Genomic DNA, 23474 nt, shown 5'->3' with positions numbered 1-23474 from the left:
TGATGCGCGAACGTCCTCCGAACATCTTAGGATGACCGAGCCATTGGCTCATCTTCGTGTTCATGCCCGCCCTTCGCCGGCAAGCGAGCAAACCCTTGACGGCTTCCTCGCCCCTTCAGTAGAGTGGACTGATTTTAGCAGCCCACCCTCGCGAAGGATCTCAGCGTGAGCGCCGCCCAGCCGTCGATCCCGTTTGCCGCCCAGGCCATCCCGTTTGATGAGCTTCTCGCCAAGGGCAAATTGCCGGACGGGTATTTGCCCACCGAGTATGTCGCGCAACAGTTCGTCGAACGGCTGGTCCACTACGTGCTGAGCGTGCCAGCCGAGAGTTATTCCATGTCTCAACTGGGGAAACTTTTGGAACAGCTCGATCCCCGCGCGCAGGTCTATTTCTTCAAGCGGCTGAAGGAAACCAGTCCGGAGAGCCTCAAACACTTCGCCCCCCTGTATTACGGTTTCATGAACGAATTCCATTCTCTCCTCTTTACCTGACCCCAGAATTTCTCCTTGTCCGACGCCGTTCCTGATGTATAATGAACAAGATACAGTCGCACGACCTCTAGACGAAGGGACTTCAGCATGACACCTGCATTGCAACGGGCGGTCACCAGTTTCTACAACCTGATTTATGAGGCTCAGACCTTCGCGACCTCCATGACCCGTATCGACACCGCCGATCAAGAGCACTACGGCGGCCGAATCGAGGGACTCAATTGGGTGTTGGACCGTTGTCAGATCTTGGAAGACATGGACGCGAATCTCACCCCTTCCGCGCTTCAGCGGGTGCTGGCCGAGGTCAAGTCGGATCTCGATCATGAACTGTCGGTCCAGCGTCGGGAGAAGGGCCGGCGAGCCGACGGCAGGGAAGAAGCCCTGAATTTCGTTGCCGATTACCTCACGAGCCTGATCACCGCAACCGAAATCGAATCCGCGAAAAATTCGGTGTAGCGCGCTCGAGTCTCGTCCGGATCGCCGCTGTCCTCCGTTCCGCGCGCGTTCCCTCCTTGTCCTTCATGCTTCCGCCGGGGTAAGGTTGTCCTCGATGAGTATGTCGATGGCGCGCGAATGGATTATCTTCGCCCTTTGCCTGGGCGCAGGCGGACATGTGGCGCTGGGCGTCATCCTCCATGAGCCCTCGTGGTGGCCGTGGTCCAGCGCAGGATTCTCGGGACTGCTGATCGGCCTGGGGATTTATGTCCTGGTTCAAATGTCCAGGATCCTGTGGCGAATCAGGCAGGGCAAACGGGAGAGTCCCATCGACGACGAGGGCGAGAACGACTATCTGGCTCCCTGATGCCTGTGCAACCGCTCAGAAGCCGCCGACCGATGGCATGACGCCGGTGGCATTTCTCCAGTAAATTGAAGGCGCCGGCTCCCACTTGACCGGGTTCGATTCGGTCTCCTACACTCGTGGCCCATGAATCACGGTTCGCCCCCAAAACGCCCGCCCGGATGGCCGTCAACTCCTCCGTCGACACGCCCATCGGCACCCTCTCGATCGCGGCAGGGCGAGAACCAGTTTGGATCATTTCAGGCCTCTCTGCTCTACTGCCCTCGATGTCGGGAAGCCACTCCGACTCGCCAGCGACTGCTCCTCGTCCTGCCGACAGGAAACCTCTACGAGTATCTCTGCCTCCACTGCGGCACCTCCACGGGAAGCAAGACGGAACGGAATGAACAAGAGGTTCGGATTCTCCGCCCATAATGAACCGCTGGTTTGCAGCGGACCACGTCCCCTCCGCAATCGGTCATCCGTCCTCATGAGCACGAACCTGGAGACGCGGACAGGAGCGCCTGCAGATCATGGTCTTCTCCGGTCTGTAGGACGCATCGGGGTCGCGGCTGTTACAGGTAGGGTTCGAGAGGAATGCCCTCGTCGATGAGCATGACGGGAATATCATCCCGAACGGGGTAGAGAATTTTCCGGTCCGCCCGAATCAATCCCCCATCCAACTTTTCTTTCACGGGCTGGCCGGCCTTGTTGCGAAGCTCTCCACGAGCCACCTGATCGTTGAGCCTCTCGATCAGCGGCTCGTCAGCTAGATGAACAGCCTGCTTGGTCTCCGGGCAGCATAAGATGGCCAAGAGGTCCTTGTCGAGGTTGACGTTGCCCATGTTCGACTCCTCTCGTCGCGCACGAAACAATCAAGGGTAAAGTATCGCCGCCAAAAAGATCAAGCGAACAGCCGCATTCCGCAACGGGCCTCCAGGCATCCGCAGGTTCGCGCGCCTCCAGCGCACTCTATTGTTCAAACCCCGACAGGAGCGGTCCAGCGGAATCTGCCGGCGGAATCTGTTAGACTCCCCATCATCAGGTTACGCCCGATATTATGATGAAATCGATCTCCCGCAAATGGTGGCAAGCCTGGTGGACCGGCCTTCTGGTGTTGGTTCCGGCCACGGCCACGTTGCTGATCCTGTCCAAGCTGTTCCAGACGTTCGACCACGTGACCCGGGATCTGCTGAGCCCCGGATTAACCGGGACGGCTCCGGGAGTCGGATTTGTCCTCCTCCTGCTGCTGATCTTCCTCACCGGACTGGTCACGTCGCATTTTTTCGGCCAACGCCTGGTCCTGTGGGCCGAAGAGAGGGTCCAGCGCATTCCGCTTGTCCGGACGATCTATTTGACCTTGAAAAGCATGACGGATATTTTTCACTTTCGCTCGCGATTCGGACGGAGTCGGGTCGTCGTGTTCCCCTTTCCGCGGGACGGCCTCTGGGCCATCGGCTTTGTCATGGGCGCCGCTCCGGCGGCCGTGCAGCGGACCACCGGTGACACGCTCGCCATGCTGTTCGTTCCGACCGCCATTCATCCGTTTACCGGCTACCTGGCGTTCGTCCCGACCCGGGCCATCACGCCGATCAATCTCCCGGTTGAAGAAGCCATGAAGCTGGAATTCTCGGCAGGACTGTACCGGCCGCGCGGGGCGTGGCTGCGGTCACCCGCGTCCTCGGAACCGCCCTCGACTGTCCGATAGCCCCATGACCAGGAATCTGCTCGTTCGCCCGGCCGAACTCGGGGATCTCGACCGGCTGATCGAATTCAGCCTGGCGATGGCCTTGGAAACCGAGGGCCGCGCCCTGGATCGCTCCCGCCTGCGCCAGGGCATCCTCGGCATTCTGACGGAGCCAGCCCGCGGCTTTTTCCGCGTCGCCGAAACGACCAGCGGGGACAGGGCACGGGTGGTCGGTCAAATGATGGTCACCTATGAGTGGAGCGACTGGCGCAACGCCACGTTCTGGTGGATTCAAAGCGTGTACGTGACGCCCGAATGCCGCCGGCAGGGCGTGTATCGCGCCATGCACGACGCCATTCGACGCGAAGCGCGCGCGACGCCCGGCGTCTGCGGCATCCGGCTCTATGTGGAAGGGACCAACCGGACCGCCCAGCAGGCCTATCGGCGGGCCGGCATGCAGATGTCGAGTTACCGGGTATACGAGGAAGATTTTGTCTTGCCTCCAAATAAACGAAAGGAGTCGATATGAATCACGTTCGTTCTGACCGCACGCCGTCGGGCCGCACCCTCTTGATCCGGCCCGCCCTCGTGCTTGGCCTGCTTTGGGCCCTGTTCTCGACGACGGGCTGCGCCTTCGTCAGGGGCAGCTATGGCGAGGACGTCAACCAAGGCGATCTCTCTTCCATCAAGACAGGCATCAGCACGCGCAGCGACGTGGCCTCGGTGTTGGGCGCGCCGGATCGCATTGTCGAAGCCAACGGCCACGAGATCTTTCACTATTACCATTTCGACGTGAAATCGGGCTTTATCCTGATTTTCTCGCGCACAAACATCAAGAGCGACGACATCTTCGTTATTTTCAATCAGGCCGGCATCGTGGAAGATCTCGTGTCGGGGAAGACAAAACCACCGCTCGAATTTCAGTTCTGGCCCTTTGATTGGCCCTTCGGACCCTGACCCGATCGCGTCATGACCCGAACCATCGCGAGCCTTCTCTGCGCCCTCCTGCTGATCGGTCAAGCGGGGTGCCTGCGCGGCCCAATCGGCTGGCAGCGGGTGAGCCTGAACCAGCGCATTGCTGCCGAGGATGTGCGGTTCATCATCGACGGGCAAACCAGTCTGGCCGACGTGACGGCCAGGCTCGGCTCGCCGGATGAAATGGTGGCCGTTGGCGACCACGTCCTCGCCCGCTACCACTTCACCGACGGCAAATACTTTCGGGCGAATTTCGGGTGGGGGTTGCGGTTTCTGATCCCGTTCTATTCGCCCGACCTCGTGCTCGGCGGCGGCGGGATCGGAACCGACATTTTTCAGATCGCCTGCGACGCTCAATGGATCGTCCGCGACCATGCCTTTGCGACCCATGCCAACTCGTCTGAGTTCCGCTTGCTTCCGTTCGGCGATTGATATCGGCTTCTCCGCGGACCTCGACGAGCCAGGTTTCCGGCCTCGCGCTCCATTGACGGCGTCGGCTTGAATTCTCCCCAGGATATCTCCATATCGAACCGTACAGTTTTGCTGTCAAATCCGAACAATAGCCACCCGTTACTTTCGTCGTTCAGTTTGGTAACCCGCCCAGCGTTCAAGTAACGCGACCTCACCAAGAGCAGCAACCAATTCACTCAACTTGACGTTGTGATCGACACCTTCTGCCTCCTCCTTCCGTACACTTGTGCGGCGATATCTAACTTTGCGAGAATCCGTCCTCACAAAGGAAAGGCATGACCTCTAAGGGAAAGGTTTCTGGCGTATGTCTTCTCGACGATTTGGAGCAACCCCCCTATTCCTCCTAATAATTATTATGAGCGGGTGTGTTACGGCTCAACCATTTCCCCTTCGAGTAGGATTGGTCACCATCACCGGTGCTCAGGTTCGTTCACCTCGCACCGTCCCTCCACATTGTATGTCAGCCAATAATGTTAGACCCCAAAGCTCGACCCAGACCATGCGGGCCGCTGAGTATCAGGAGATCATCCGCAAGTTGCATGAAACGCTAAGTAATCACTTCGTCTATCCGGAACTAGCCAGACAATATCTCTGGCAGGGAACGACGGAGATTTGCGGCACTCTTGCGCAGGACGGGAAGATCGTCCACGTGGCAGTTGCGTCGAGTTCGGGCAATGCCTTCCTAGATAATGAAAGTGTAGGTCTCATACGTTCGGTGGGCAGCATTAAACTCGACCATGCCCTGTCTTCGGCACAGACACGTTTTCTCATCCCAATTGCATATAACCTCATCTTTCTATCGCCTGATCAACAAACGTTAATCAACATAGTGAGGGATCGACTCCTTATAAACATGCATTACCCCGCCGCTGCCATTGCCTCAAAGCTTGAAGGGAACGTCGTTCTCAGTGCCGTGTTACAGGATGATGGTAGCCTACAGAATGTAGAGTTATACGACTCCTCAGGATCGGAACTCCTCGATCAGGCTGCACGAGACCTATTGGAGGGATCAGTTCCCTTTCCCATTCAACGGGTGGTCCACGAGACCCCTGCTTACCTTGTCATTCCCATTGCATATCGGTTCGACCACTCTATTCCCGGGTCATCTGATTCAACCGGTCAGTGAACGGTTGCCGTTCATCACTCAGCCTCATTGACTCCAACACAGAAAGGAAGCCCGAACAACCGGCGTGCCGTTCCGTTGGCCTGGGATGGCAGGGATGAGCACAGAGGGTGTAGCCATTGCGCTTGTATCATGCCGCTAGCCGTGAGGCCGCCGCTGCGACCGGCATTCGACTCTGGTCGAGCTTGAGAGGGAGCAGCGGCAACACCGGCGACACCAGCAGCGATCCCCATTGCATCGCATGATGGCGCAGCCGGAGTGCTCGCCCTGCGTCATCCGGGGCCCCCTGATCCGACTGAGGACGGACGGATGCCTAACCCCTTGCCAATCAGAAGGCCGTGAAGGGGTGACAGGAATAGTAGGTTCTGTAGCGCCGGATCACTCGCGTGACCGCAGATCAAGCTAGGTTTCACCAAGTTCCTTGGAGCAAATGTCAACCGCCTTGGGGTACAAAGAGGCTGGTCGGAGACGGTGGAGAGCGGGATCGGGAACAGGATGGCGCTCCAACATTGCCGCCGTGCGATCCCCTCTCTATAATGACGCTCCATGACCGACCGGCCGCCCGACCCTCCCACCGAACGATCGGCTGAATTGACCTCGACATCCTCCGACACCGACTCTTCCAGGGACTTAGCAGCCATTCTGCAATCGCCATCCTATCGCCGAGCTGACCGGGATACCGAGTTCCTGAACCGGGACGATCTCCGGGCCCTGCGGTTGCAGCTTGAATATCTGAAGCCCGAGTTCATTCAGCGCGAACAGGGCATCCAGTCGACGATTGTCGTGTTCGGGAGCGCGCGGCTGCCCGAGCCGGCCGTCGCGCGCCAGCGTCTTGCCGAAGCGGAAGCAACCCTGGCCCGCCGACCGGACGACCCGGTGCTTAGATCCAATGTCGAGACGGCCAGGAAACAATTGGCGCTGTCGCCCTTCTACGATCACGCCCGGGACTTCGCCCGTCTGGTGTCCTCCACCTGTCAGGTGGACGGGCGGTGCGAATATGTCATCGTCACGGGCGGAGGACCTGGCGTGATGGAGGCGGCCAACCGAGGCGCCACCGACGTAGGGGCCAAGTCGATCGGGTTCAACATCGTTCTGCCCCATGAACAAACCCCCAACTCCTACATCACGCCGGAACTCTGCTTTCAGTTTCGCTACTTCGCCTTGCGCAAAATGCACTTCATGTTGCGGGCACGCGCCCTGGTGGCCTTTCCTGGCGGTTTCGGCACGTTGGATGAATTGTTCGAGGTCCTCACGCTCCTGCAAACGGGGAAGGCGCAGGGCGCCGCGGTCGTCCTGTTCGGCCGTGCCTTTTGGGAACAGCTCATCAACTGGAACCTGTTGGTCGATTGCGGCCTGATCGGCCCGCAGGACCTGTCGTTGATCCGTTATGCCGAGACCGCGCAAGAAGCGTGGGACATGATTCTCACCCAACAGCAACCCCGGGGCTCTGCCAGATGAAACTCTCTTTTTTCGGAGCCGCACGATCCGTCACCGGGAGCCGCCACCTCCTGGAGGCGGGCGGCGTCAGGCTGTTGCTCGATTGCGGCCTGTTCCAGGGCCATAGGCACGACGCCGACGTTCGGAATCACGATCTCGGCTTCGATCCGAGATCACTCGACGCGGTGCTCCTTTCCCACGCCCATATCGACCATTCCGGCGCGTTGCCGGTCTTGAGCAAACAGGGGTTCAAGGGCCGCGTATACGCCACCGACGCTACCTGTGACCTGGCAAATTTGATGTTGCAGGATTCGGCCAAGGTGCAGGAGCAGGATTGTGGCTACATCAACCGCAAGGAACGACGCCGCGGGCGGCACTGCCGAGCGCCCTATTACGATACGGACGACGTGCGCGACATCGTCCGGCGGTTCTCCAGCCTGCGTTACCGGGAGGACGTGAAGATCGGCCGGCACCTCTCCGCCTCTTTTCACGATGCCGGGCACATCCTGGGATCCGGCGCCGTCCATATCAATATCCACCACAAGGGCCTGCGCACCAGCCTTCTGTTTTCGGGCGACTTGGGACGCCGCGGCATGCCGATTCTTCGCGATCCGGATCCTCCGCCCCCCTGCGACGTGCTCATTCTCGAATCGACCTACGGGGACCGGTTGCACGAACAGGACGCGGAAGAACGGACCCGTATGGCCCAAGACCTCTTTGCGCATGCGATCGCCTATCGGAGCAAGATCATCGTGCCGGCATTCGCCATCGGCCGCACGCAGGATCTGGTCATGCGCATCAAGGAACTGGTCCGCGCCGGCACCGTCCCACCGATCCCGATCTATATCGATTCTCCGTTGGCCTCCAAGGCCACAGACATCTTCCGCGCCCATCCCGATCTGTTCGACGAGGAGACCTTCCGCACCTTCCTCCAGGAGGGCGATCCGTTCGGGGCTCGTTATATCCGGTACGTCTCGACTCCCGAAGAAAGCAAGAAGCTGAATGACGCCAAGGGGCCTTGTGTCATCATCGCCTCCTCCGGCATGTGCGAGGGCGGGCGCGTGCTCCATCATCTGAAACATGCCGTCGCCGACCCGGCGAACGTGATCGCCATTGTCGGCTTCCAGGCGGAACATACCCTGGGACGCAAGCTCGTCGAACGCTGGGACACAGTGCCCATCTTCGGCATTTCCACGCCGCTGCGCGCCCGGGTCGTCGTCTTCAACGGTTTTTCCGCCCATGCGGACCGGAACGATCTGCTGGCCTATGTCCGAGCGATCACTCCGCTGCCCGGGCACATTTTCGTCGTGCACGGGGAAGAAAAACAGTCCCTGTCGCTGGCCGCAGCCATTCAAGCCGAGCACGCGAAGGTGGACGTCACGGTTCCCAGGCAGGGAGCCACCTATGACCTCTAACAAGCCCGTCTGGACAATCCATATGCTCGTCCTCGGTTGCTGGCTGGCGGGGATCGTGTGGCAGGCCTCGCCGGCTTGGGGCGAGGAGACGAGGGTCCGTGCGCGTGAATTGGGCATCTCGATCGGGCAGTACCAGCCTGGCCCGCTGAACGCCATCACCGATGTCACCGGCGTGAAGGTCGGGCACGTCACGTTGATCCGCGGCGAGGGTGCGCTCACGCCGGGACAGGGCCCCATTCGCACCGGCGTCACCGTCATCATCCCGCGCGAGGACGTGTGGCGGCGGAAGGTCCCGGCCGGCTCGTTCGTGCTGAACGGCACCGGAGAACTGACGGGACTCGCCTGGGTGGCCGAGTCCGGATTCCTGGAATATCCCATCGCCTTGACCAGCACCTTGAACGTGCCCCGCGTGGCCAACGGCGTCATGACCTGGATGATCCGACAATATCCCGACATCGGCATCGCCGACGACACGTTGACCCCGGTCGTGGGCGAATGCGACGACAGCCGACTCAACGACAGTCAGGGCCGCCACGTGTCGGAAGAGGACGTGATCCGGGCGCTGGATTCGGCCCAAGGAGGTCCGGTGGCGGAAGGGACCGTCGGAGCCGGAACCGGCATGGTCTCCTATGGATTCAAAGGCGGCATCGGGACCGCCTCGCGCCGGCTGCCTGAGGCTGAGGGAGGCTACACGGTCGGGGTCCTGGTCAATGCCAACCATGGCCGGCGGCCCGAGCTGATCATCGGCGGCGTGCCGGTGGGCCGGCTCTACGATCAACACAGCGGCTCACCGCGTGAATCAGTCCCTGCTCCTGCCGGATCAGCGGCCGTCCCCGGTTCCGAGCACGAGGGGTCCATCATGGTGATCATCGCGACGGATGCGCCGCTTGACGGCCGCCAACTCACGCGCCTGGCGAAACGCGCGGCGCTGGGGCTGGCCCGCACCGGCTCCACGGCTCGCCACGGGAGCGGCGATTTCATGTTGGCGTTCTCGACCGGCAACGTCATTCCGCATTATCCGAACGTGCCGACCTATTCGATGACGCATCTGGCCGATACCCATCTCAATCCCATCCTGTTCGCGACGGTTGAGGCGACGGAAGAAGCGATCCTCAACGCCCTGACGACGGCTACCTCCGTCGAAGGACGCGACCGCCACCGGGTCGAGGCCATCTCGCTGGCGCGCCTGCGCACATTGCTGCGACTGTCGCCATAGCCGGACGCCGCCCAGCCCGAACGATCCTGCACAAAGGGCGACCAGACTTGCAATTGTTCCTGATGCAGGGCTAAGCTCAGGACCATTCGGCTCGTCCTGCAGCAACGATGATGGGAGACTATCAGATCGGCGGCGGCCTCCGGTTACTCACCGCCCTGGAGAAAACCCAGGCGTTCGCCGGTTTTCTTCAGACCCGCCTGATTCGAGCCATCGAATCGGAAGACCCGACGGAGCTGCATTACCTACTGGCTCAACTCGACGACTACCATTCCTACATGTGGCGCTATTACAAAAAGCTCCGCGAGGAGCGGCCCGCGCGCGTGAATCCCGATCTGTAACCCACGACCCATGGCTCGATCCCTGTCCATGACGACGGCTCAAAAGACGACCTTGCGATTCGCCTCGGCCCTGTCCCACCGGATGTCCGCGGAGGATGCCGGGGAAGAAGTCGCCCGCGCGGTGCGGGATTCCTTGGGCACGGACCAGCCGGACCTGGCCTGTCTCTTTTTCTCGGGGCATTATGCGGCGACGGCGGACCGGTTGATCTCCGCGGTCCGTTCCGTGGTGAAATCGGCGGTCCTGATCGGATGCACGGGAGAAGGCATCATCGCGCAGGGACAGGAATTCGAAGAGGCACCGGCCGTCACCCTTTGGGCCGCCCGGTTGCCCGGCGTGCGCATGAACCCGGTCCATCTGCCGTTCGACGGCGACGACGCCGAGTCCGGCGTCCCGGACTGGCCCTTCGAGGCCGAACCGTTCAGCGAAAACCTGGACCGGGACTCGCCTCTGCTCTTGATGCTCGCGGACCCCTTTACGACGCCGGTGAAGGACTCGCTGGACTCCCTGCACGATCTCTATCCGACCATACGGGCGATCGGCGGCCTGGCCGGCGGCGGGCGGGAACCGGGCGAGCATCGGCTGATCCTGGACGACCGGGTGTTCGACCGGGGCCTGGTGGGCGTCCTCCTCTCAGGACCCGTCAGCGTCCATACCGTGATTTCGCAGGGCTGCCGGCCGATCGGCGAGCGGTATATCGTGACGAGGGCCGACCACAACGTGATCTACGAGTTGGGCGGCGCGCCGGCGCTGGACCAACTTCAGCAGGCCTTCGACTCGTTGACGGAGAATGAAAAGCAGCATGCGCAGCGAGCCTTGCACCTGGGCATTGCGATGGACGAGCATCGCGAGCGGTTCGACAGGGGCGACTTTCTCGTGCGCAATATCCTGGGAGCCGACCGCAATTCCGGCTCGATCGCCGTGGGCGACACGGTCCAAGAGGGTCAAACGGTGCAGTTTCATCTCCGGGATGCCGAATCGGCGAGCGAAGATTTGAACCTGATGCTGGCCGCCGAGCAGAACCGATCGACGCTGGCGCCGAAGGGCGGCCTGATCTTCAGTTGCTGCGGCCGCGGCCACCATCTCTTTGGGCACTTGCACCACGACGCCGAGACCGTGCACAATCGGTTTGGAGCCATCCCGGTCAGCGGATTCTTTTGCCAGGGCGAGATCGGGCCGGTCGGGGCGCATAATTTCCTCCATGGATATACGGCCAGCATTGCGTTGTTCTCCGAGCCGGACCCGTAATCCCCCTGGTGTCCGTCCCCACAGCCGAAGGATTCCCCCGTAATCTGCTCCCCAGCCTGAACGATCGGATAGCGACGCCACGCGAACAAGGAGCAAGCGTGATGAAAACCGTATCTCTTATTATTGTTGGTGCAATCGGACTGCTGGGCGCCCTCATCTCCGGCACCGGTCCCGCGAACGCAGAAGACAAGAAAGGCGAGACACCCATGACCTCCACACAGGAGATTACGACCCCGTCCGGGCTCAAGTACGTGGACCTTCAAGTGGGGTCCGGCGACCTCGCCGTCACTGGCAGTCTCGTGACCGTCCACTACACCGGCTGGCTCGCCGACGGGACGAAGTTCGACAGCTCAGTTGACCGGCGCCAACCCTTTTCCTTTCCGTTGGGGGCCGGCCGGGTCATCAAGGGGTGGGACGAAGGAGTGGCCGGGATGAAGGTCGGCGGCAAACGCAAGCTGACGATCCCGCCGGACCTGGGGTACGGGGCCCGCGGGGCCGGGGGCGTCATTCCGCCCAATGCCACCCTGCTCTTCGACGTGGAGCTGCTCGAAGTCCGCTAGACGGACCGACGCCGACCGCGATTTCCGGGTCGGCCCCGTCCCTTCACCAGGCGATGAAACGGACCCCCCTCCATACCGCCCATGTCTCCGCCGGAGGCCGGATGGTCGGCTTCGCCGGATGGGAGATGCCGATCCAATATTCCGGCGTCGTGGACGAATACCAGGCCGTCCGGTCGCGAGCCGGCCTCTTCGACGTGAGCCATATGGGCCGCGTGGGGGTGCAGGGGAGCGGCGCAGTCCCCTTTCTGCAACGGGTGACGACCAACGATGTCGCGGCGCTCTCCCCGATGCAGGCCCACTACTCCATGGTGTGCAACGAGCGCGGGGGCATCAAGGACGACATTTTCGTCTACCGGCTGTCGGCGGACGAGTTCCTGCTCTGCGTCAATGCCTCCAACCGGGAGAAAATCGTCTCGTGGTTAGAGGAGCAGGGACGGGCAGCAGCCGGCTGTCGCATTGAGGACCGTTCGAATGAGCTGGCGCAACTGGCGATTCAAGGCCCCGCTTCCCGCGACATCATGTCGGCCTTCGGCATCGCAGGATTGGAATCGTTGAAGCTTCGCCACTGTCTTGAAACCACCCTGCTCGATGCCCGTTGCCTCATCGCCCGGACCGGCTACACGGGAGAGTTCGGCTATGAATTGTACGTCTCGGCCGCCCATGCGCTTCGACTGTGGGAAGCCCTGCTGGCAAAGGGCGCGGCCTCGGGCCTCAAGCCGGCCGGACTCGGCGCACGGGACCTGCTCCGCCTCGAGATGGCCTATCTCCTGTACGGGAACGACATCTCCGAGGACACGACGCCGCTGGAAGCGGGAGCCGGATGGGCCGTGGCGATGGCGAAGGGGGAATTCATTGGTCGCTCCGTCCTCCACCAACAACAGCAGCAGGGCACGACTCGCCGGCTGGTTTCCTTCGAATTGCTGGAAAAGGGCGTCCCACGCCATGGTTGTGCCATCCGCTCAGCTCACACGGACGGCTCCCAAATCGGAGAGGTGACGAGCGGAAACCTCTCACCCCTCCTCCAGAAGGGCATCGGGATGGGCTATGTTTCGCCGTCCCATGCGACGCAAGGCACTTCTCTGGTCATCGACATTCGCGGAAGGGCGCTCCCCGCCATCGTCGTCAAGCCGCCCTTCTACAAACACAAGAAGTCGTGAGGCATGAAACGCTAGGCGTATGCGGTGAGCCAAAAAGAGGGAAGGCTCAAAATGAGAAAGCCACCCGAATCAATCAAAGAGCTTTACCAGAGGCTTCAACGGATTGCTTCTCAGAAAGGCCTCTCTGACAAGAAACGCAAAGATCTGATTGAAGGTGTAAGTCATCGAATAGTCACCAGGATCAAATATGACACGAGAATACCGCTAACTAAGAAGCAGCGCGATGAATATGCGTGGATCATTATGCAGGTGGGTCGCACATTTCACCAGTGTTTCCGGTAGGAGATTAGTATTCCTTGGTTAAGAACATTTATACGGGGCGGGTTGTAACGTTGAACGTCGATACCGTCGCGCTCCCCAACGGGGTGACAGTCGATCTGGAGGTGATCCGGCATCCCGGAGCCTCGGCCGTCGTGCCGCTGAAGGATGACGGCACCGTGGTCCTGATTCGACAGTTTCGCCACGCCGCCGGCGGCTTCATCTACGAAATCCCGGCGGGCAAACTCAACCAAGGCGAAGACCCGCTCCATTGCGCAGAGCGGGAACTGGAAGAAGAAATCGGCTATCGCGCCGGGCGATTCCAACTGCTCTCCAGCATCTTCACCGCGCCGGGCTTTACCGACGAGGTCATCCATGTCTATTTAGGCACCGGCTTGACGGCGGGGCGGCAGCAACTCGACCGTGATGAGGTCTTGGAAGTCGTGGAGATGCCGATCACGAAAGCGGTCGAGATGATTCACTCGGGCGAGATCCGCGACGCCAAGACCATTGTCGGCCTCCAATCCACGTACATTCTGATCACCACGTCGCGCGCGGGCGCCCGCGAAGAAGGCCTGGATAAAGAGGCGTTCTGAGATCGACCTTCCCGCCGACGTGACGCCAGAACTCGAACTGGCCACGGGGCATGCGCGTGAGCCGGAGCCGGCTTCCCGCTAGCGCCGCTCCTTCAAGAGATCTCGAATCTGGGTCAGCAACTTCTCTTCGTTCGACGGTTCCGGCGGGGCGGCCGGAGCCGGCGGAGGCGCGCTCTTGAGCCGATTGACCTGCTTGACCAGCAGAAAAATCACAAAGGCGATGATCACAAAATCGAACACCGTCTGGAGAAACACCCCGTAGTTCAAGGTTGGCGCTCCGGCCGCCTTCGCGGCGGCCAGCGACGGATAGTCTTGGCCGGAGAGGTTGAGAAAGAGGCTGGAGAAATCCACCTTGCCCAGCACCAGCCCGATCGGCGGCATCAGCACGTCGCCGACCAGTGAGGACACGATCTTCCCGAACGCCCCGCCGATGATGACGCCGATCGCCATGTCGAGCACGTTGCCCTTCATGGCAAACTCCTTGAATTCTTTCAGCATGACCTACCTCCTTGAGGGTGAGGGTGCGAGGGCTGCGCGGTCATCCGGGCCGAAGCCGACGGGATTTTCCTCCTGCTTCACAGCGCGTATCCGAAGGTGATGAGATAAATGGTGTCCGACTTGGTCGTTCCGGGTGCCGGCGCATTGTTGTACCGCCAAGTCACCTGGGGCTTGATGATGAAGTGCGCGTTGACGTTCAAGGCGGCGCCCGTGTTCGTGAGGATATAGAAATCCTTCGAGTTTTCCAACGACGGGTAGCCCTCATGATTGTGATAGATCGCGATCCGGTCCTTCACGATCGGCCAGTTCAGATTCACGGCCCAGCGGCCTCGGACCGAACTCTTGTCCTCGCGCGCCGGCGTTCGGAAGTCTTCGTTGAAGTAGGCGACGCCGCCTTCCGCATAGAACGTCAGCTCAGAAAAGATCCCGCCGAAATCGCCTTTGTCGATGAATTGATAGCCGGGGCCGGTGCCGAGCGCCGTGCGGAGTTTCAGGTCCTGGAAGGTATCCTGCTCGAAATAGGCGTTGGCGAACCAATAGAATCGCTTGGTGATGAAGAAGTCGAGCTTGATCGTTCCCAGCGCGTTCCGAGCCACGACCTGGCCGGAGGTTTCGCCGTAGATGTACCGTCCCATCAGGCTGAGCCGGAGCTTGTCGCCCCTGGCCACGAAGTCGAACAAGGCGCTGATGTTCTTGAACTCCGCATTCCCGCTGGTGCCGGAGATGCCGACCGTCGCATTCCCCGTGAACTGCACCGGGGGAATGTTGATGGCGGACACCGACTCGATCGGCACTTCCACCGGCACCGAGAGGGGCTGCGCCTTGAGCATCAAGGTTCCCGGCTTGCCCGGCAGGGCCTGTCCCTGAATAATGGTCCCTTCTTTGGTCGTGAATGAGCCGCCCTTGCCCAACGTCAGTTGCGTCACATCCGCCCACTTGACGGCCACCATGCCGTCTCCGCCGCCGAACCCCGTTTTGATGCGAAGGGTACCGGCGTTGAGATCGACGATCTCGCCATAGATGACGCTACCGTCTTTCATCGTCACGACATCCAATCCGTCTGCCGCAACCGCGGCGCCGGTCGCCCACAAGACCATCGACATGACCATGGCGAGAACTGTTCGGCACCCCATGCACCCTCCCTGGCTCGTCTAGGATTGTTCTCGCAGCGATCGCCGCCGGACTCTCCGATCCATGGCGCCAGCCTCCGTTTACAGCCGATTCGGGGCTGGCTTCGACTCGCCGGATCGATCCAACACTTGACGGACCGTCCGGAGCAGGTCCGACGGCAAAAAGGGCTTCTGGATAAACGGCACGTCGATCTGCATGTTGCCTTGGCGCCCCGCCCGTTCGTTCATATAGCCGGACATCAGCAGGAATTGAATGTCCGGCCGGGCAACTCGGATCTCGTCCATCAACTGGCGTCCTCCCATGCGTGGCATCACCGCATCGGTGATCACCAGATGGATCGGACCTTCATGGTGCCGGCTCTGCTCCAGCGCCTCGACCCCGTCCGACGCCTCCAGCAGGTAATAGCCCGCGGAGCGAAGCACTTCCCGCAACAACTGGCGGACCGTGGCCGCATCTTCCACCAACAGGATCGTCTCCGTGCCGGAAGGGGTGGACGGGCGCCGCACCTCCCGCTCGGCGGGCGGCTGCATCTCGTGACGAGGAAATTCAATGATGAAGGTGCTGCCTTGGCCCGGCGCGCTCTGCACCTGGATCGTCCCGTCGCTCTTGGTGATGATGCCGTGCACGGTCGCCAGCCCAAGCCCGGTGCCTTTCCCCGGTTTCTTGGTAGTGAAGAACGGCTCGAACACCTGCGCCTTCGTCTGCTCATCCATCCCGCATCCGGTGTCGCGCACGATCAGCCGCACGGCCGGGGCCGTCGTGGCTGCCTCGTTCAACACGTTCATGGTTTCAATGTAGAGGTGCCCCCCCTGCGGCATGGCGTCGCGGGCGTTGACGGCCAGATTGACGATGACCTGCTCAAGCTGCCCCATGTCGAGCTTCACCGGCCAGAGCTGCTCGGCAAGCGTCGTCGTGATCTGCACGTCTTCCCCGACCAGCCGCTGCACCATTTCGAGCATGCGTTCTAGCACGGCATTCAGGTCCACAACTTTCGGCTGGACCGCCTGGCCGCGGCTGAAGAGCAGCAATTGCTGCGTCAGACCGGCGCCCCGGTCCGCGGCCTTGCGAATTTCCACGAGCTGCGCATGGCGCGCATCGCCGTCCGGAATCGACTGAAGCAGGAAGCTGCAATAGCCGCGGATCACGGTAAGCAGATTGTTGAAGTCGTGCGCCACGCCGCCGGCCAGCCGCCCCAGCGCCTCCATCTTGGCCGCCTGCCGGACCTGCTGTTCCAGTTGCTGATACTCGGTGATGTCTTCCGCCAGTCCGGCCACCCGCACCACCGCGCCGGACGCGTCCTGAATAGGAAAGGCGCGATCCCGCACCCATCGCACCTTGCCGTCTGGCCGGACGATGCGGAACTTCTCGTCGTATTCGCCCGTGGCCTGCTTGGTCTGCGCCGCCTTCCGCACCCGGGCTCGATCCAGCGGGTGCACCCCCCGCAGCCAGTCCTGAGAAGATTCATACAGGCTCTCGCAGGTCCGTCCCCAAATCTTTTCGTAGGCGGGGCTCACATAGAGGATTTGCTGCGTGATGAGATCCCTCATCCAGAAGACGTCCTGAATATTGTCGGCCAACTGTCGAAACCGCTCTTCGCTGGCCCTCGCCGCCTGCTCGGCCCTTCTCGTCTCCGCCATGCGCTCCTGCAGTTGCTGGTTGAGCCGATCCAGGTCCGCCGTTCGTTCGAGCACGCGCTGTTCCAACGCTTCATTGTCGCGCCGGAGAATCTCCTCGGCCTGCTTTTGTGCTGTCACGTCCTGAATGGTCGTGAGCACGGCCGGCTGGCTGGTGCCGGGCGTCGTCAACCTGCGAGCCGACACCGTCACCCAGACGACGGTGCGGTCCTTTCGGAGATAGCGCGTGTCGAGGACATCGTGGGTCCGCTCCCCATGACCGAGCAGCTCGATCAAGGCGACATTTCTGGCCAGCTCGTCGGGATGCGCGCACAACTGGATCGTGTTGCCCAGCAATTCTTCCTCGTCATAGCCCAGGAGCGCGCAAAAGGCCTGATTGACCCGGATGATCCGGTTCAGGTCGCCGTACATGCACATCCCGAGCGGGGCTTCTTCGAACAGACAGCGAAACCGCGCTTCGCTCTGGCGCAACTGGCGGGCCTCCAAGGCCAAGGTCACCAACGTCGCGACGGACCCGGCGAAGTGTTCGTCCTCGGCCGACCAGTCGCGCGCCCGGCCGACCTGCTCCAGGCACAACAGGCCCAGCAACCGGCCTTTCACGCGAATCGGCACGTGCAAAAGGGCGCTGACACCGGCGCCGGAGGGATATCGCGCCAACAGGTCGCGTGTGCGGGGATCGACATTCGGTTCCCGGACGCTCAATACAGACTCCGCCGCTTCCAACGCCTCCACGTAGGGCGCACAGTCATGAACGGCCAGCCGTAACCCGGCGGTATGGCGATCGGCGTCGCGCTCGTACCAATCCTTGCCTTCCAAGATCCTCCGGTCCTCGCTGAACAGCCAGATGCTCGTTCGAGCCACCTCAAGCGCCCGCGCGGCGCTCAAGGTCACGGCGCGAAAGGCCTCGCCCAGATACCCGTTCTGGACGGCTTCATCCCTGGCCAGCGCCATGAGCGTCGCCTGGTGAGCCCGTATCCGTTCGGCCCGCCGATGCTGGGCTTCGGCGGCCAGCTTCAATCCGGTGACATCCCGCCCGATCACTGCGGCTCCGTCCACCCTCCCGTCCGGGGAACGCAAGGGGGTACAGGTCGTCACCAGGAATGTCCGACCGCCGTCCGGCAACTCGAACCAGCCTTCATAGGCGGATTCTTCGCCCTGCAAGCAACGGTCCAATGAGGGCTTGATCGTCCGGTGGAAGGTCTCGCGGCCCCAGATGTCGGCAACCGACTTTCCGGCAACCTCTCCTTCCGCCAGGCCCTGCATCCGCCGAAACCTCGGATTGCCGTACCGATACCGGTATTGCGGGTCCACGACCGCGATCGGAAAGGGCGAAGCTTCCACCACGAGGCTGGACACCCGAAGCGCCTCGCCGAGACGTCGATCTTTCGTCACGTCACGGCTGATCCAAATCCAACGGGCCGATTCTCCTGTAGACGGCGTCAGTACAAACGCCGTGAGTTCGATGGACAGGGTCTGCCTCCCTTTAGTCCGGGAGAGAATCTCGCCCCGATAGAGGCCTGCCGTTTGAAGCTGGCCGGCAATTCGGGAAAAGAGGTCGGGCTCCATGTGGAGCAGAGGAGTCTGGCCCAGCAGTTCACGGTCCGGGAACCCGAACAGCAGCACGTGCGCATGATTCTGCTCGAGATACCGGCCCGCACCATCGAGAATCGCGATCGCGTCAGGCGAGCGTGCGACTATTTCCTGGTACAGTCCGGAGAGGCCGACCGAAGGCGGGTCACTGGGCGGGTACTCCCTCACAACACCTCACTCTCTCTTCTCTGCCAATCACCTCGTGGGATTGCGGTTCGACCGGAGCCGCTCTCCGTCACACCGCCTGCAGGGTCTTTCCTGTCGCCGCCAAGCTCCGACCGGCACCGACACCGTTGATCGGTCCCGACAGAGCCGACCCGCCAAAGACCGGTTCCTGCTTCCCCGTCGCCACGAATGACGCAGATAGACTGCTCTCCTCACCGGCGCACCGGATGGTCGCGTGCCTCGCCAACGATGTGTGGGGAGAATCAAACTCGACGGAGGCCGCGTCAACTTCTGTGGCGGCCGAAATATACCACTATTAGCGGAGGCTACTCAACCACAATAGGGCCATCTGTGGGGTTTTTTCAGTACAAGATTCTGCACTGAGGGAATCCAGGTACGTGAGTCACGGGCCCCAGGTACAAAGCCCCGAGGTCTGGGCTGAGCCTCTTGGGCTAAGCTGATGGACCTCACGCCCACATGATGCATCAGGGTCGCCATCTCACGCCTTGAACAGTTTCTCTACCGGTTCAAGGAATGCGACTGTCACGGCTCCTGGGAGATGAGCTGAGTTTGATCAGAAGGGGAACGGATGAAGGAGAGGGCAGCAAGACAACGAGATGACGCTGGTGAAGACATCTCCATCGGTCTCCTCCCAATCGTGAGTGGGAATCGAGGTCCACCGAAGCAGGCGCATTCGCACCCAACGTTCGACTTTCGATCACAGGGAGTGGAGAGAGAAAACTCGGCCCTCCTGTTGGGGCCCAACAAGGCAAAAAAAAGCCCCCCGTTGAACGGGGGGCTTTCTGCTCGGCACGAGCTGAAATTACTTGCCCTTCTTTTCCTTCTTTTCCTCGCCGAAGAGCTTGCCGCCCTTCTTCTCATCCTTCTTCTCGCCGAACATGGTCACGTGACCACCCTTCTTCTCTTCCTTCTTCTGCTCACCCGCGAAAGCCGGAGCCGAGAAGGTCACGAGGACCGCCGCCGCCAACAATGACATCAGGATACGCTTCATACTCGATTCACCCCCTTCCACGCTTATGATTTGCTTCGAGCGCCTGCCGGCGCTGAGCTTCCCGTTATGGCGGGCTTGGGGGTGAGCAAGGGTAGTGCCATGCGGACAGAGAATGTCAATGCTAGACATTTCAATCACTTATAAACATGTCTCGGTCAGATAGCAGGGGTTCTCCTACAGTAACCCTGTGGCGGAATGGCGAAGTTCATAAAACTAGACTGCCCCACTGTCTCATCGGGATTTGGATACAGGCTTTGGTATTGGGCGGTGGCGGATACCATCGCTGCGAGCGCCCCACGCATCACTGCGGCCATCCCAGATCAGATCAGGGCTTTTGCGCGATGATACTCGCATACGCCGCCTGGCCGGTATCTTCGAATTGATAGCGAATGATCTTGAAATCCCGAAACAGTTCAAGCAGTTCGTTCTGCTCGATGAGATAGGTCCGGTTGAAATCGGGACGGTATCTCAGATGGTCCACCGTATAGGTCTCCACCACAGCCATTCCCCCATGCTTCAGCGCGTTCTTGATCTGAGGGAACAGGCTGCGTTGGAGGTAATAGGTGCAGAGAATCACGTCGTAGGAATCCCGCTCCAATTCCGTTTTCTCAAGATCGACCACCCGCGTCTCGATGGTCACCCCTTGTTCCCTCGCCAAGCGCTGCGCCTTCTCAAGCCCACGGGCGGAAATATCGAGTCCCGTCACGCGAAAGCCGCGCGTCGCCAGAAAGACGCCGTTACGGCCTTCGCCCATCGCCAGATCCAGCGCCCGACCTTTGGGAAGAAGATGTACATATGTGGCGAGAAAGGGAATGGCCTCTTTCCCGAAGAGATACTGATCCTCCTGATATTTCTTGTCCCAGCGGTCCTGGTCCCGGGGATCGGCAGAAACAGTCAGCGGCATGGACAACAATGCGGCGCAAGCTGCGCCTCCTATGAGCCCCGATACGATCCTCATCTTGGTCTCCGGCTTGCTTGAAGACCTCCTCCAACGGAACAGGCGACACCCCTTGTGTTCGACGATCCCACTGAACTCTAATGCGCGCACGAACCCGTTTCAAGTGCAAGGCCTCATCCCATGCGCGCCAAGCGGGCGACCTCTCGTACCTCCCTCCCTGACTATGTCGGGCCAGGCCTCGAGATTCTGTTCGTGGGCATCAATCCCGGCCTCCGTTCCATGGCGGTCGGGCATCACTTCGCCGGCTATTCGAATCGCTTTTGGAAACTGCTCTATGGAGCCCGCCTCGTCCCTGAGCCCCTCGGCCCGGAGGACGATAGGCGGTTGCCTCAATGGGGGATCGGCATCACGAATCTCATTCGTCGCCCGACCGCCGGCGTCGGCAGCCTCAAGGCCGAGGAATATATGGCAGGCCGGAAACGGCTGCATTCTCTCGTCCTCCGGCATCGCCCCCGAATCATCGCCCTGCTCGGCATGACGCTGTTGCCTGCAATCTTTCCACCTCGTCCGGGACCATCCACCGCCGCTTCGATTCCGCCGCGGCCCTCGCCGGGCTGGCAGCCCAAGCGCTTCGCCAACACGCGCGTATTCTTGTTACCGAACCCAAGCGGGCGGAATGCCCATTACTCGTATGAGGCCATGTTGGCTCTCTTCGCGGTCTTGCGAGGAGCCACTGCTGGCGAACGCGCCAGCCGGAACTGAAGCCGTCATTGGGCGACGAACGCTAACGTTCGGGTGACCTTGGCTACAACGATCGGTCGAGCCGGTGCCGGTGCGGAGATCCCAAAACCCGAAAAATCAACTGGCCAAGCCAGTGGAGTTGCTTTATACTTTGAAGGCTTCGGGGAACGTGACTCGGAGAAAAGTTCTGATGAACGGAATGCCGCTTGTCCTGATTTTTGCGCTTGTCCTCGCCTCCCTCAATCTGCCCCATGCTGCGTCAGCCTCGGATTCGGTTCCGCAGTTGACGGCTGAGTCGATCCGGGAATGCGAGTTGGGCCGGGCCGCTCAGCAACGAGCCGCCCGGGTTGCCCATTTCGAGCGCAGCCAGGCGCTGGCGGAACGGGCGATCGAGTTGAACGAACGGTCTGCCCGCGCGCACTTTGCGCTTTTCTGCACGCTCGGGGAACAGCTCCGCGTGGACGGCGAGAATCTCACCTCCCTCTTCGGCTTCCGCCGCATGATGAAAGAACTCGACCGGGCGCTCGAACTGGAGCCGGGTAATCTCGACGCCTTATCGGCCAAGGCCACCTTTCTCGTGAGACTGCCAAGCCTATTGGGCGGGGACCAGGAACAAGGCGAGCGTCTCCTGGAGATGATCATCCGCCGTGATCCCAAATCAGTCAACGCCAGGCTGAGCCTCGCCAAAAGTTACTGCTCCCGCGGCAACCATCAGCCGGCGATCGTGCTCGCCAGCGAAGCGCTCCAACTGGCGCAAGCGGATCAACGCACCGATTTCATCCTCGAGGCGCAGGCGGCGTTGGCGCAGATGAGGGCCCGGCAAGCCCACTGACGGTCATCCTCCCCTGATAGGTCTTTACGCCGATCCGCCTTCCCTGCACAGTCTCCGGAAAACATTTCCCGTCTGGCATGAGCAAGGCCAGGAGAAGCTCGCTCTGCGTTGTCCGGAGTGGTTCAACGGCCGATCGGAGGAGCAAAGGCGAGCGGTGGGCTAGCCTCGCGACTTCCCCCAGACTTCCTCAAGCCGCTGCACCCGCCCGCAGTTGTACTTGTAGAACTTGTAGCGGATCGGGTTGCGTTTGTAAAAATCCTGATGGTAGTCCTCGGCGGGATAAAACGTCGTGGCGGGAACGATCTGTGTCACGATCGGTTCTCGGAAGGGTTTGGTTTGTTCAACGGCTCGTTTCGACTCCTCCGCCTGACGCTGTTGCAGCTCCGTCAACGTAAAGATCGCCGATCGATACTGGCTCCCGCGATCGCAGAATTGCCGGTCCGGCGTGGTCGGGTCGATGTTCCGCCAAAAGACCTCCAGCAACTTCGGATAGTTGGTCCTGGCCGGATCGAACAGGACCTCAACGGCTTCGGCGTGACCCGTTGAACCGGAAGACACTTCCTCGTAGCTCGGATTGGCTTTCATCCCTCCGATGTAGCCGGACGCCACCGAGACGACGCCTTCGACCCCTTCAAAGGCCTCTTCCATGCACCAGAAACAGCCGCCCGCAAAGACGGCCTTCTCGAGGTTCGCCGCTCCAGCGGGACGATCCAAGCCGGCCGCGATCGCCAACAGTCCAGCCAACACCACCGACATCAACGGACTCACCCGCGCCGTCGTCATCAACACCTCTCCCTGACATTGCCTGCTGCATTGTCTCACGAAACGGCAGTGCCTTACAGGGAAGCTATCGGATCACTGCGGGGTCTTGCAATTCGGGCGGGCGCGTGACGATACGAAGCGTGATGGCATTGCCGATCTGCATGTGGACCATTTTGGTCTCAAGTCCTTCGAGCGTTTGGGAGGCGTCTTCTGTCGTGAAACTCACCCGACCGCCGCAACGCTCGACCAAATGGTAGATCAAGAGCGTGGTGAGGTGTTCCACTTCTTCTTGCGTGAGATCGTCGCTGAAACTCAGGATTTTTCGCATGTGGCTCCCGTCGATCATCCCCCCGCGAGGAGCCTTGTTATCGCTGAGCGGGCGGAACAGCCGCAATGCCCCAAACGGGGGTAGCTGTCCTTCGGAAGAAGGAGCCAGTGGGATGACCTTCCTATCAACCGGTT

Annotated in this window: 26 protein-coding genes; 18 read left to right on the top strand and 8 right to left on the bottom strand. The window is 61.0% G+C overall.

The genetic code is table 11. The annotated features are described in order from the left end of the window. The first annotated feature begins 165 nt into the window (after positions 1–165). The 3 genes from QWI75_RS02495 to QWI75_RS02485 all read left to right on the top strand — a co-directional run bounded on the left by QWI75_RS02495 (position 166) and on the right by QWI75_RS02485 (position 1294). Positions 166–492, top strand: coding sequence for a hypothetical protein (locus tag QWI75_RS02495; protein ID WP_289267106.1), 327 nt, complete (start codon positions 166–168; stop codon positions 490–492). A gap of 87 nt (positions 493–579) precedes the next feature. Next, positions 580–948 (top strand): hypothetical protein, encoded by a 369-nt coding sequence (locus tag QWI75_RS02490; RefSeq protein WP_289267105.1) that lies wholly within the window; start codon positions 580–582, stop codon positions 946–948. Between the two features lie 94 nt (positions 949–1042). Then, a complete protein-coding gene (locus tag QWI75_RS02485; RefSeq protein WP_289267104.1) occupies positions 1043–1294 on the top strand; it encodes a hypothetical protein in 252 nt (83 codons plus the stop codon). Positions 1295–1845: 551 nt separating this feature from the next. On the opposite strand, the gene QWI75_RS02480 is transcribed toward QWI75_RS02485, so the two are convergent. Next, a complete protein-coding gene (locus tag QWI75_RS02480; protein ID WP_289267103.1) occupies positions 1846–2115 on the bottom strand; it encodes a Trm112 family protein in 270 nt (89 codons plus the stop codon). Positions 2116–2330: 215 nt separating this feature from the next. Here QWI75_RS02480 and QWI75_RS02475 point away from each other — a divergent pair, with 215 nt between their 5' ends. The 13 genes from QWI75_RS02475 to QWI75_RS02420 all read left to right on the top strand — a co-directional run bounded on the left by QWI75_RS02475 (position 2331) and on the right by QWI75_RS02420 (position 13749). Next, the gene (locus QWI75_RS02475) at positions 2331–2978 is read left to right on the top strand and encodes a DUF502 domain-containing protein (protein WP_289267102.1); all 648 of its coding nucleotides are present in this window, start codon (positions 2331–2333) and stop codon (positions 2976–2978) included. A gap of 4 nt (positions 2979–2982) precedes the next feature. Next, entirely contained in the window at positions 2983–3486 is a 504-nt protein-coding gene (locus QWI75_RS02470; RefSeq protein WP_289267101.1) for a GNAT family N-acetyltransferase, read from the top strand. Next, positions 3483–3914, top strand: coding sequence for an outer membrane protein assembly factor BamE domain-containing protein (bamE, locus tag QWI75_RS02465; RefSeq protein ID WP_289267100.1), 432 nt, complete (start codon positions 3483–3485; stop codon positions 3912–3914). Before QWI75_RS02470 ends, bamE begins: the two co-directional genes overlap by 4 nt. A 12-nt stretch (positions 3915–3926) precedes the next feature. After that, on the top strand, positions 3927–4364 hold the full coding sequence (locus QWI75_RS02460) for a hypothetical protein (protein ID WP_289267099.1): 438 nt from the start codon (positions 3927–3929) through the stop codon (positions 4362–4364). 343 nt (positions 4365–4707) lie between these two features. After that, a complete protein-coding gene (locus tag QWI75_RS22620; RefSeq protein ID WP_370693541.1) occupies positions 4708–5529 on the top strand; it encodes an energy transducer TonB in 822 nt (273 codons plus the stop codon). 543 nt (positions 5530–6072) lie between these two features. After that, positions 6073–6984 carry an LOG family protein gene (locus tag QWI75_RS02455; RefSeq protein ID WP_289267098.1) on the top strand — a complete coding sequence of 304 codons (912 nt, stop codon included), beginning with the start codon at positions 6073–6075 and terminating at the stop codon, positions 6982–6984. Then, positions 6981–8378 (top strand): MBL fold metallo-hydrolase RNA specificity domain-containing protein, encoded by a 1398-nt coding sequence (locus tag QWI75_RS02450; RefSeq protein WP_289267097.1) that lies wholly within the window; start codon positions 6981–6983, stop codon positions 8376–8378. Before QWI75_RS02455 ends, QWI75_RS02450 begins: the two co-directional genes overlap by 4 nt. Beyond that, entirely contained in the window at positions 8368–9594 is a 1227-nt protein-coding gene (locus tag QWI75_RS02445) for a DmpA family aminopeptidase (RefSeq protein ID WP_289267096.1), read from the top strand. Before QWI75_RS02450 ends, QWI75_RS02445 begins: the two co-directional genes overlap by 11 nt. A gap of 107 nt (positions 9595–9701) precedes the next feature. Beyond that, entirely contained in the window at positions 9702–9932 is a 231-nt protein-coding gene (locus QWI75_RS02440) for a hypothetical protein (protein WP_289267095.1), read from the top strand. 28 nt (positions 9933–9960) lie between these two features. Continuing rightward, on the top strand, positions 9961–11178 hold the full coding sequence (locus QWI75_RS02435) for an FIST signal transduction protein (protein ID WP_289267094.1): 1218 nt from the start codon (positions 9961–9963) through the stop codon (positions 11176–11178). A 206-nt stretch (positions 11179–11384) separates the two neighbouring features. Beyond that, on the top strand, positions 11385–11738 hold the full coding sequence (locus QWI75_RS02430) for an FKBP-type peptidyl-prolyl cis-trans isomerase (protein WP_289271627.1): 354 nt from the start codon (positions 11385–11387) through the stop codon (positions 11736–11738). A gap of 53 nt (positions 11739–11791) precedes the next feature. After that, positions 11792–12895, top strand: a complete 1104-nt coding sequence (gene gcvT / locus QWI75_RS02425) for a glycine cleavage system aminomethyltransferase GcvT (RefSeq protein ID WP_289267093.1) — start codon at positions 11792–11794, stop codon at positions 12893–12895. 296 nt (positions 12896–13191) lie between these two features. Further along, positions 13192–13749: an NUDIX domain-containing protein gene (locus tag QWI75_RS02420; protein ID WP_289267092.1), complete on the top strand. Its 558-nt coding sequence runs from the start codon at positions 13192–13194 to the stop codon at positions 13747–13749. A gap of 78 nt (positions 13750–13827) precedes the next feature. On the opposite strand, the gene mscL is transcribed toward QWI75_RS02420, so the two are convergent. The 5 genes from mscL to QWI75_RS02395 all read right to left on the bottom strand — a co-directional run bounded on the left by mscL (position 13828) and on the right by QWI75_RS02395 (position 20737). After that, complete coding sequence (gene mscL, locus QWI75_RS02415; RefSeq protein ID WP_289267091.1) at positions 13828–14247, bottom strand: large-conductance mechanosensitive channel protein MscL; 420 nt, start codon at positions 14245–14247, stop codon at positions 13828–13830. A 77-nt stretch (positions 14248–14324) separates the two neighbouring features. Beyond that, on the bottom strand, positions 14325–15380 hold the full coding sequence (locus tag QWI75_RS02410; protein ID WP_289267090.1) for a DUF481 domain-containing protein: 1056 nt from the start codon (positions 15378–15380) through the stop codon (positions 14325–14327). Positions 15381–15458: 78 nt separating this feature from the next. Further along, positions 15459–18770 carry a PAS domain S-box protein gene (locus QWI75_RS02405; RefSeq protein WP_289267089.1) on the bottom strand — a complete coding sequence of 1104 codons (3312 nt, stop codon included), beginning with the start codon at positions 18768–18770 and terminating at the stop codon, positions 15459–15461. 820 nt (positions 18771–19590) lie between these two features. Further along, entirely contained in the window at positions 19591–19779 is a 189-nt protein-coding gene (locus QWI75_RS02400) for a hypothetical protein (protein ID WP_289267088.1), read from the bottom strand. Positions 19780–20104: 325 nt separating this feature from the next. After that, positions 20105–20737, bottom strand: a complete 633-nt coding sequence (locus tag QWI75_RS02395) for a class I SAM-dependent methyltransferase (protein ID WP_289267087.1) — start codon at positions 20735–20737, stop codon at positions 20105–20107. 120 nt (positions 20738–20857) lie between these two features. Between QWI75_RS02395 and QWI75_RS02390 the strand changes: the two genes are divergently transcribed. Both QWI75_RS02390 and QWI75_RS02385 read left to right on the top strand, forming a co-directional pair. Continuing rightward, complete coding sequence (locus tag QWI75_RS02390) at positions 20858–21439, top strand: mismatch-specific DNA-glycosylase (protein ID WP_289267086.1); 582 nt, start codon at positions 20858–20860, stop codon at positions 21437–21439. 178 nt (positions 21440–21617) lie between these two features. After that, positions 21618–22250: a hypothetical protein gene (locus QWI75_RS02385; protein ID WP_289267085.1), complete on the top strand. Its 633-nt coding sequence runs from the start codon at positions 21618–21620 to the stop codon at positions 22248–22250. A gap of 159 nt (positions 22251–22409) precedes the next feature. Here QWI75_RS02385 and msrA read toward each other — a convergent pair whose 3' ends face one another. Further along, entirely contained in the window at positions 22410–23033 is a 624-nt protein-coding gene (gene msrA / locus QWI75_RS02380) for a peptide-methionine (S)-S-oxide reductase MsrA (RefSeq protein WP_289267084.1), read from the bottom strand. Positions 23034–23097: 64 nt separating this feature from the next. Continuing rightward, positions 23098–23340: a hypothetical protein gene (locus tag QWI75_RS02375; RefSeq protein WP_289267083.1), complete on the bottom strand. Its 243-nt coding sequence runs from the start codon at positions 23338–23340 to the stop codon at positions 23098–23100. Positions 23341–23474 lie beyond the last annotated feature (134 nt).

The sequence above is a fragment of the Nitrospira tepida genome (assembly GCF_947241125.1).
Taxonomy (GTDB): Bacteria; Nitrospirota; Nitrospiria; order Nitrospirales; family Nitrospiraceae; genus Nitrospira_G; species Nitrospira_G tepida.
The sequence above is the reverse complement of the archived record's forward strand: the minus strand, read 5'-3'. Positions and strand labels throughout refer to the sequence as shown.

Coding starts and splice junctions, on each gene's coding strand:
- msrA (WP_289267084.1), bottom strand. CDS start 23,033: ATGACGACGGCGCGGGTGAGTCCGTTGATGTCGGTGGTGTTGGCTGGA.
- QWI75_RS02445 (WP_289267096.1), top strand. CDS start 8,368: ATGACCTCTAACAAGCCCGTCTGGACAATCCATATGCTCGTCCTCGGT.
- QWI75_RS22620 (WP_370693541.1), top strand. CDS start 4,708: ATGTCTTCTCGACGATTTGGAGCAACCCCCCTATTCCTCCTAATAATT.
- QWI75_RS02460 (WP_289267099.1), top strand. CDS start 3,927: ATGACCCGAACCATCGCGAGCCTTCTCTGCGCCCTCCTGCTGATCGGT.
- QWI75_RS02440 (WP_289267095.1), top strand. CDS start 9,702: ATGATGGGAGACTATCAGATCGGCGGCGGCCTCCGGTTACTCACCGCC.
- QWI75_RS02400 (WP_289267088.1), bottom strand. CDS start 19,779: ATGAAGCGTATCCTGATGTCATTGTTGGCGGCGGCGGTCCTCGTGACC.
- mscL (WP_289267091.1), bottom strand. CDS start 14,247: ATGCTGAAAGAATTCAAGGAGTTTGCCATGAAGGGCAACGTGCTCGAC.
- QWI75_RS02410 (WP_289267090.1), bottom strand. CDS start 15,380: ATGGGGTGCCGAACAGTTCTCGCCATGGTCATGTCGATGGTCTTGTGG.
- QWI75_RS02455 (WP_289267098.1), top strand. CDS start 6,073: ATGACCGACCGGCCGCCCGACCCTCCCACCGAACGATCGGCTGAATTG.
- QWI75_RS02480 (WP_289267103.1), bottom strand. CDS start 2,115: ATGGGCAACGTCAACCTCGACAAGGACCTCTTGGCCATCTTATGCTGC.
- QWI75_RS02475 (WP_289267102.1), top strand. CDS start 2,331: ATGATGAAATCGATCTCCCGCAAATGGTGGCAAGCCTGGTGGACCGGC.
- QWI75_RS02435 (WP_289267094.1), top strand. CDS start 9,961: ATGACGACGGCTCAAAAGACGACCTTGCGATTCGCCTCGGCCCTGTCC.
- QWI75_RS02385 (WP_289267085.1), top strand. CDS start 21,618: ATGCCGCTTGTCCTGATTTTTGCGCTTGTCCTCGCCTCCCTCAATCTG.
- QWI75_RS02470 (WP_289267101.1), top strand. CDS start 2,983: ATGACCAGGAATCTGCTCGTTCGCCCGGCCGAACTCGGGGATCTCGAC.
- gcvT (WP_289267093.1), top strand. CDS start 11,792: ATGAAACGGACCCCCCTCCATACCGCCCATGTCTCCGCCGGAGGCCGG.
- QWI75_RS02395 (WP_289267087.1), bottom strand. CDS start 20,737: ATGAGGATCGTATCGGGGCTCATAGGAGGCGCAGCTTGCGCCGCATTG.
- QWI75_RS02390 (WP_289267086.1), top strand. CDS start 20,858: ATGCGCGCCAAGCGGGCGACCTCTCGTACCTCCCTCCCTGACTATGTC.
- QWI75_RS02485 (WP_289267104.1), top strand. CDS start 1,043: ATGAGTATGTCGATGGCGCGCGAATGGATTATCTTCGCCCTTTGCCTG.
- QWI75_RS02375 (WP_289267083.1), bottom strand. CDS start 23,340: ATGCGAAAAATCCTGAGTTTCAGCGACGATCTCACGCAAGAAGAAGTG.
- QWI75_RS02430 (WP_289271627.1), top strand. CDS start 11,385: ATGACCTCCACACAGGAGATTACGACCCCGTCCGGGCTCAAGTACGTG.
- QWI75_RS02450 (WP_289267097.1), top strand. CDS start 6,981: ATGAAACTCTCTTTTTTCGGAGCCGCACGATCCGTCACCGGGAGCCGC.
- QWI75_RS02490 (WP_289267105.1), top strand. CDS start 580: ATGACACCTGCATTGCAACGGGCGGTCACCAGTTTCTACAACCTGATT.
- bamE (WP_289267100.1), top strand. CDS start 3,483: ATGAATCACGTTCGTTCTGACCGCACGCCGTCGGGCCGCACCCTCTTG.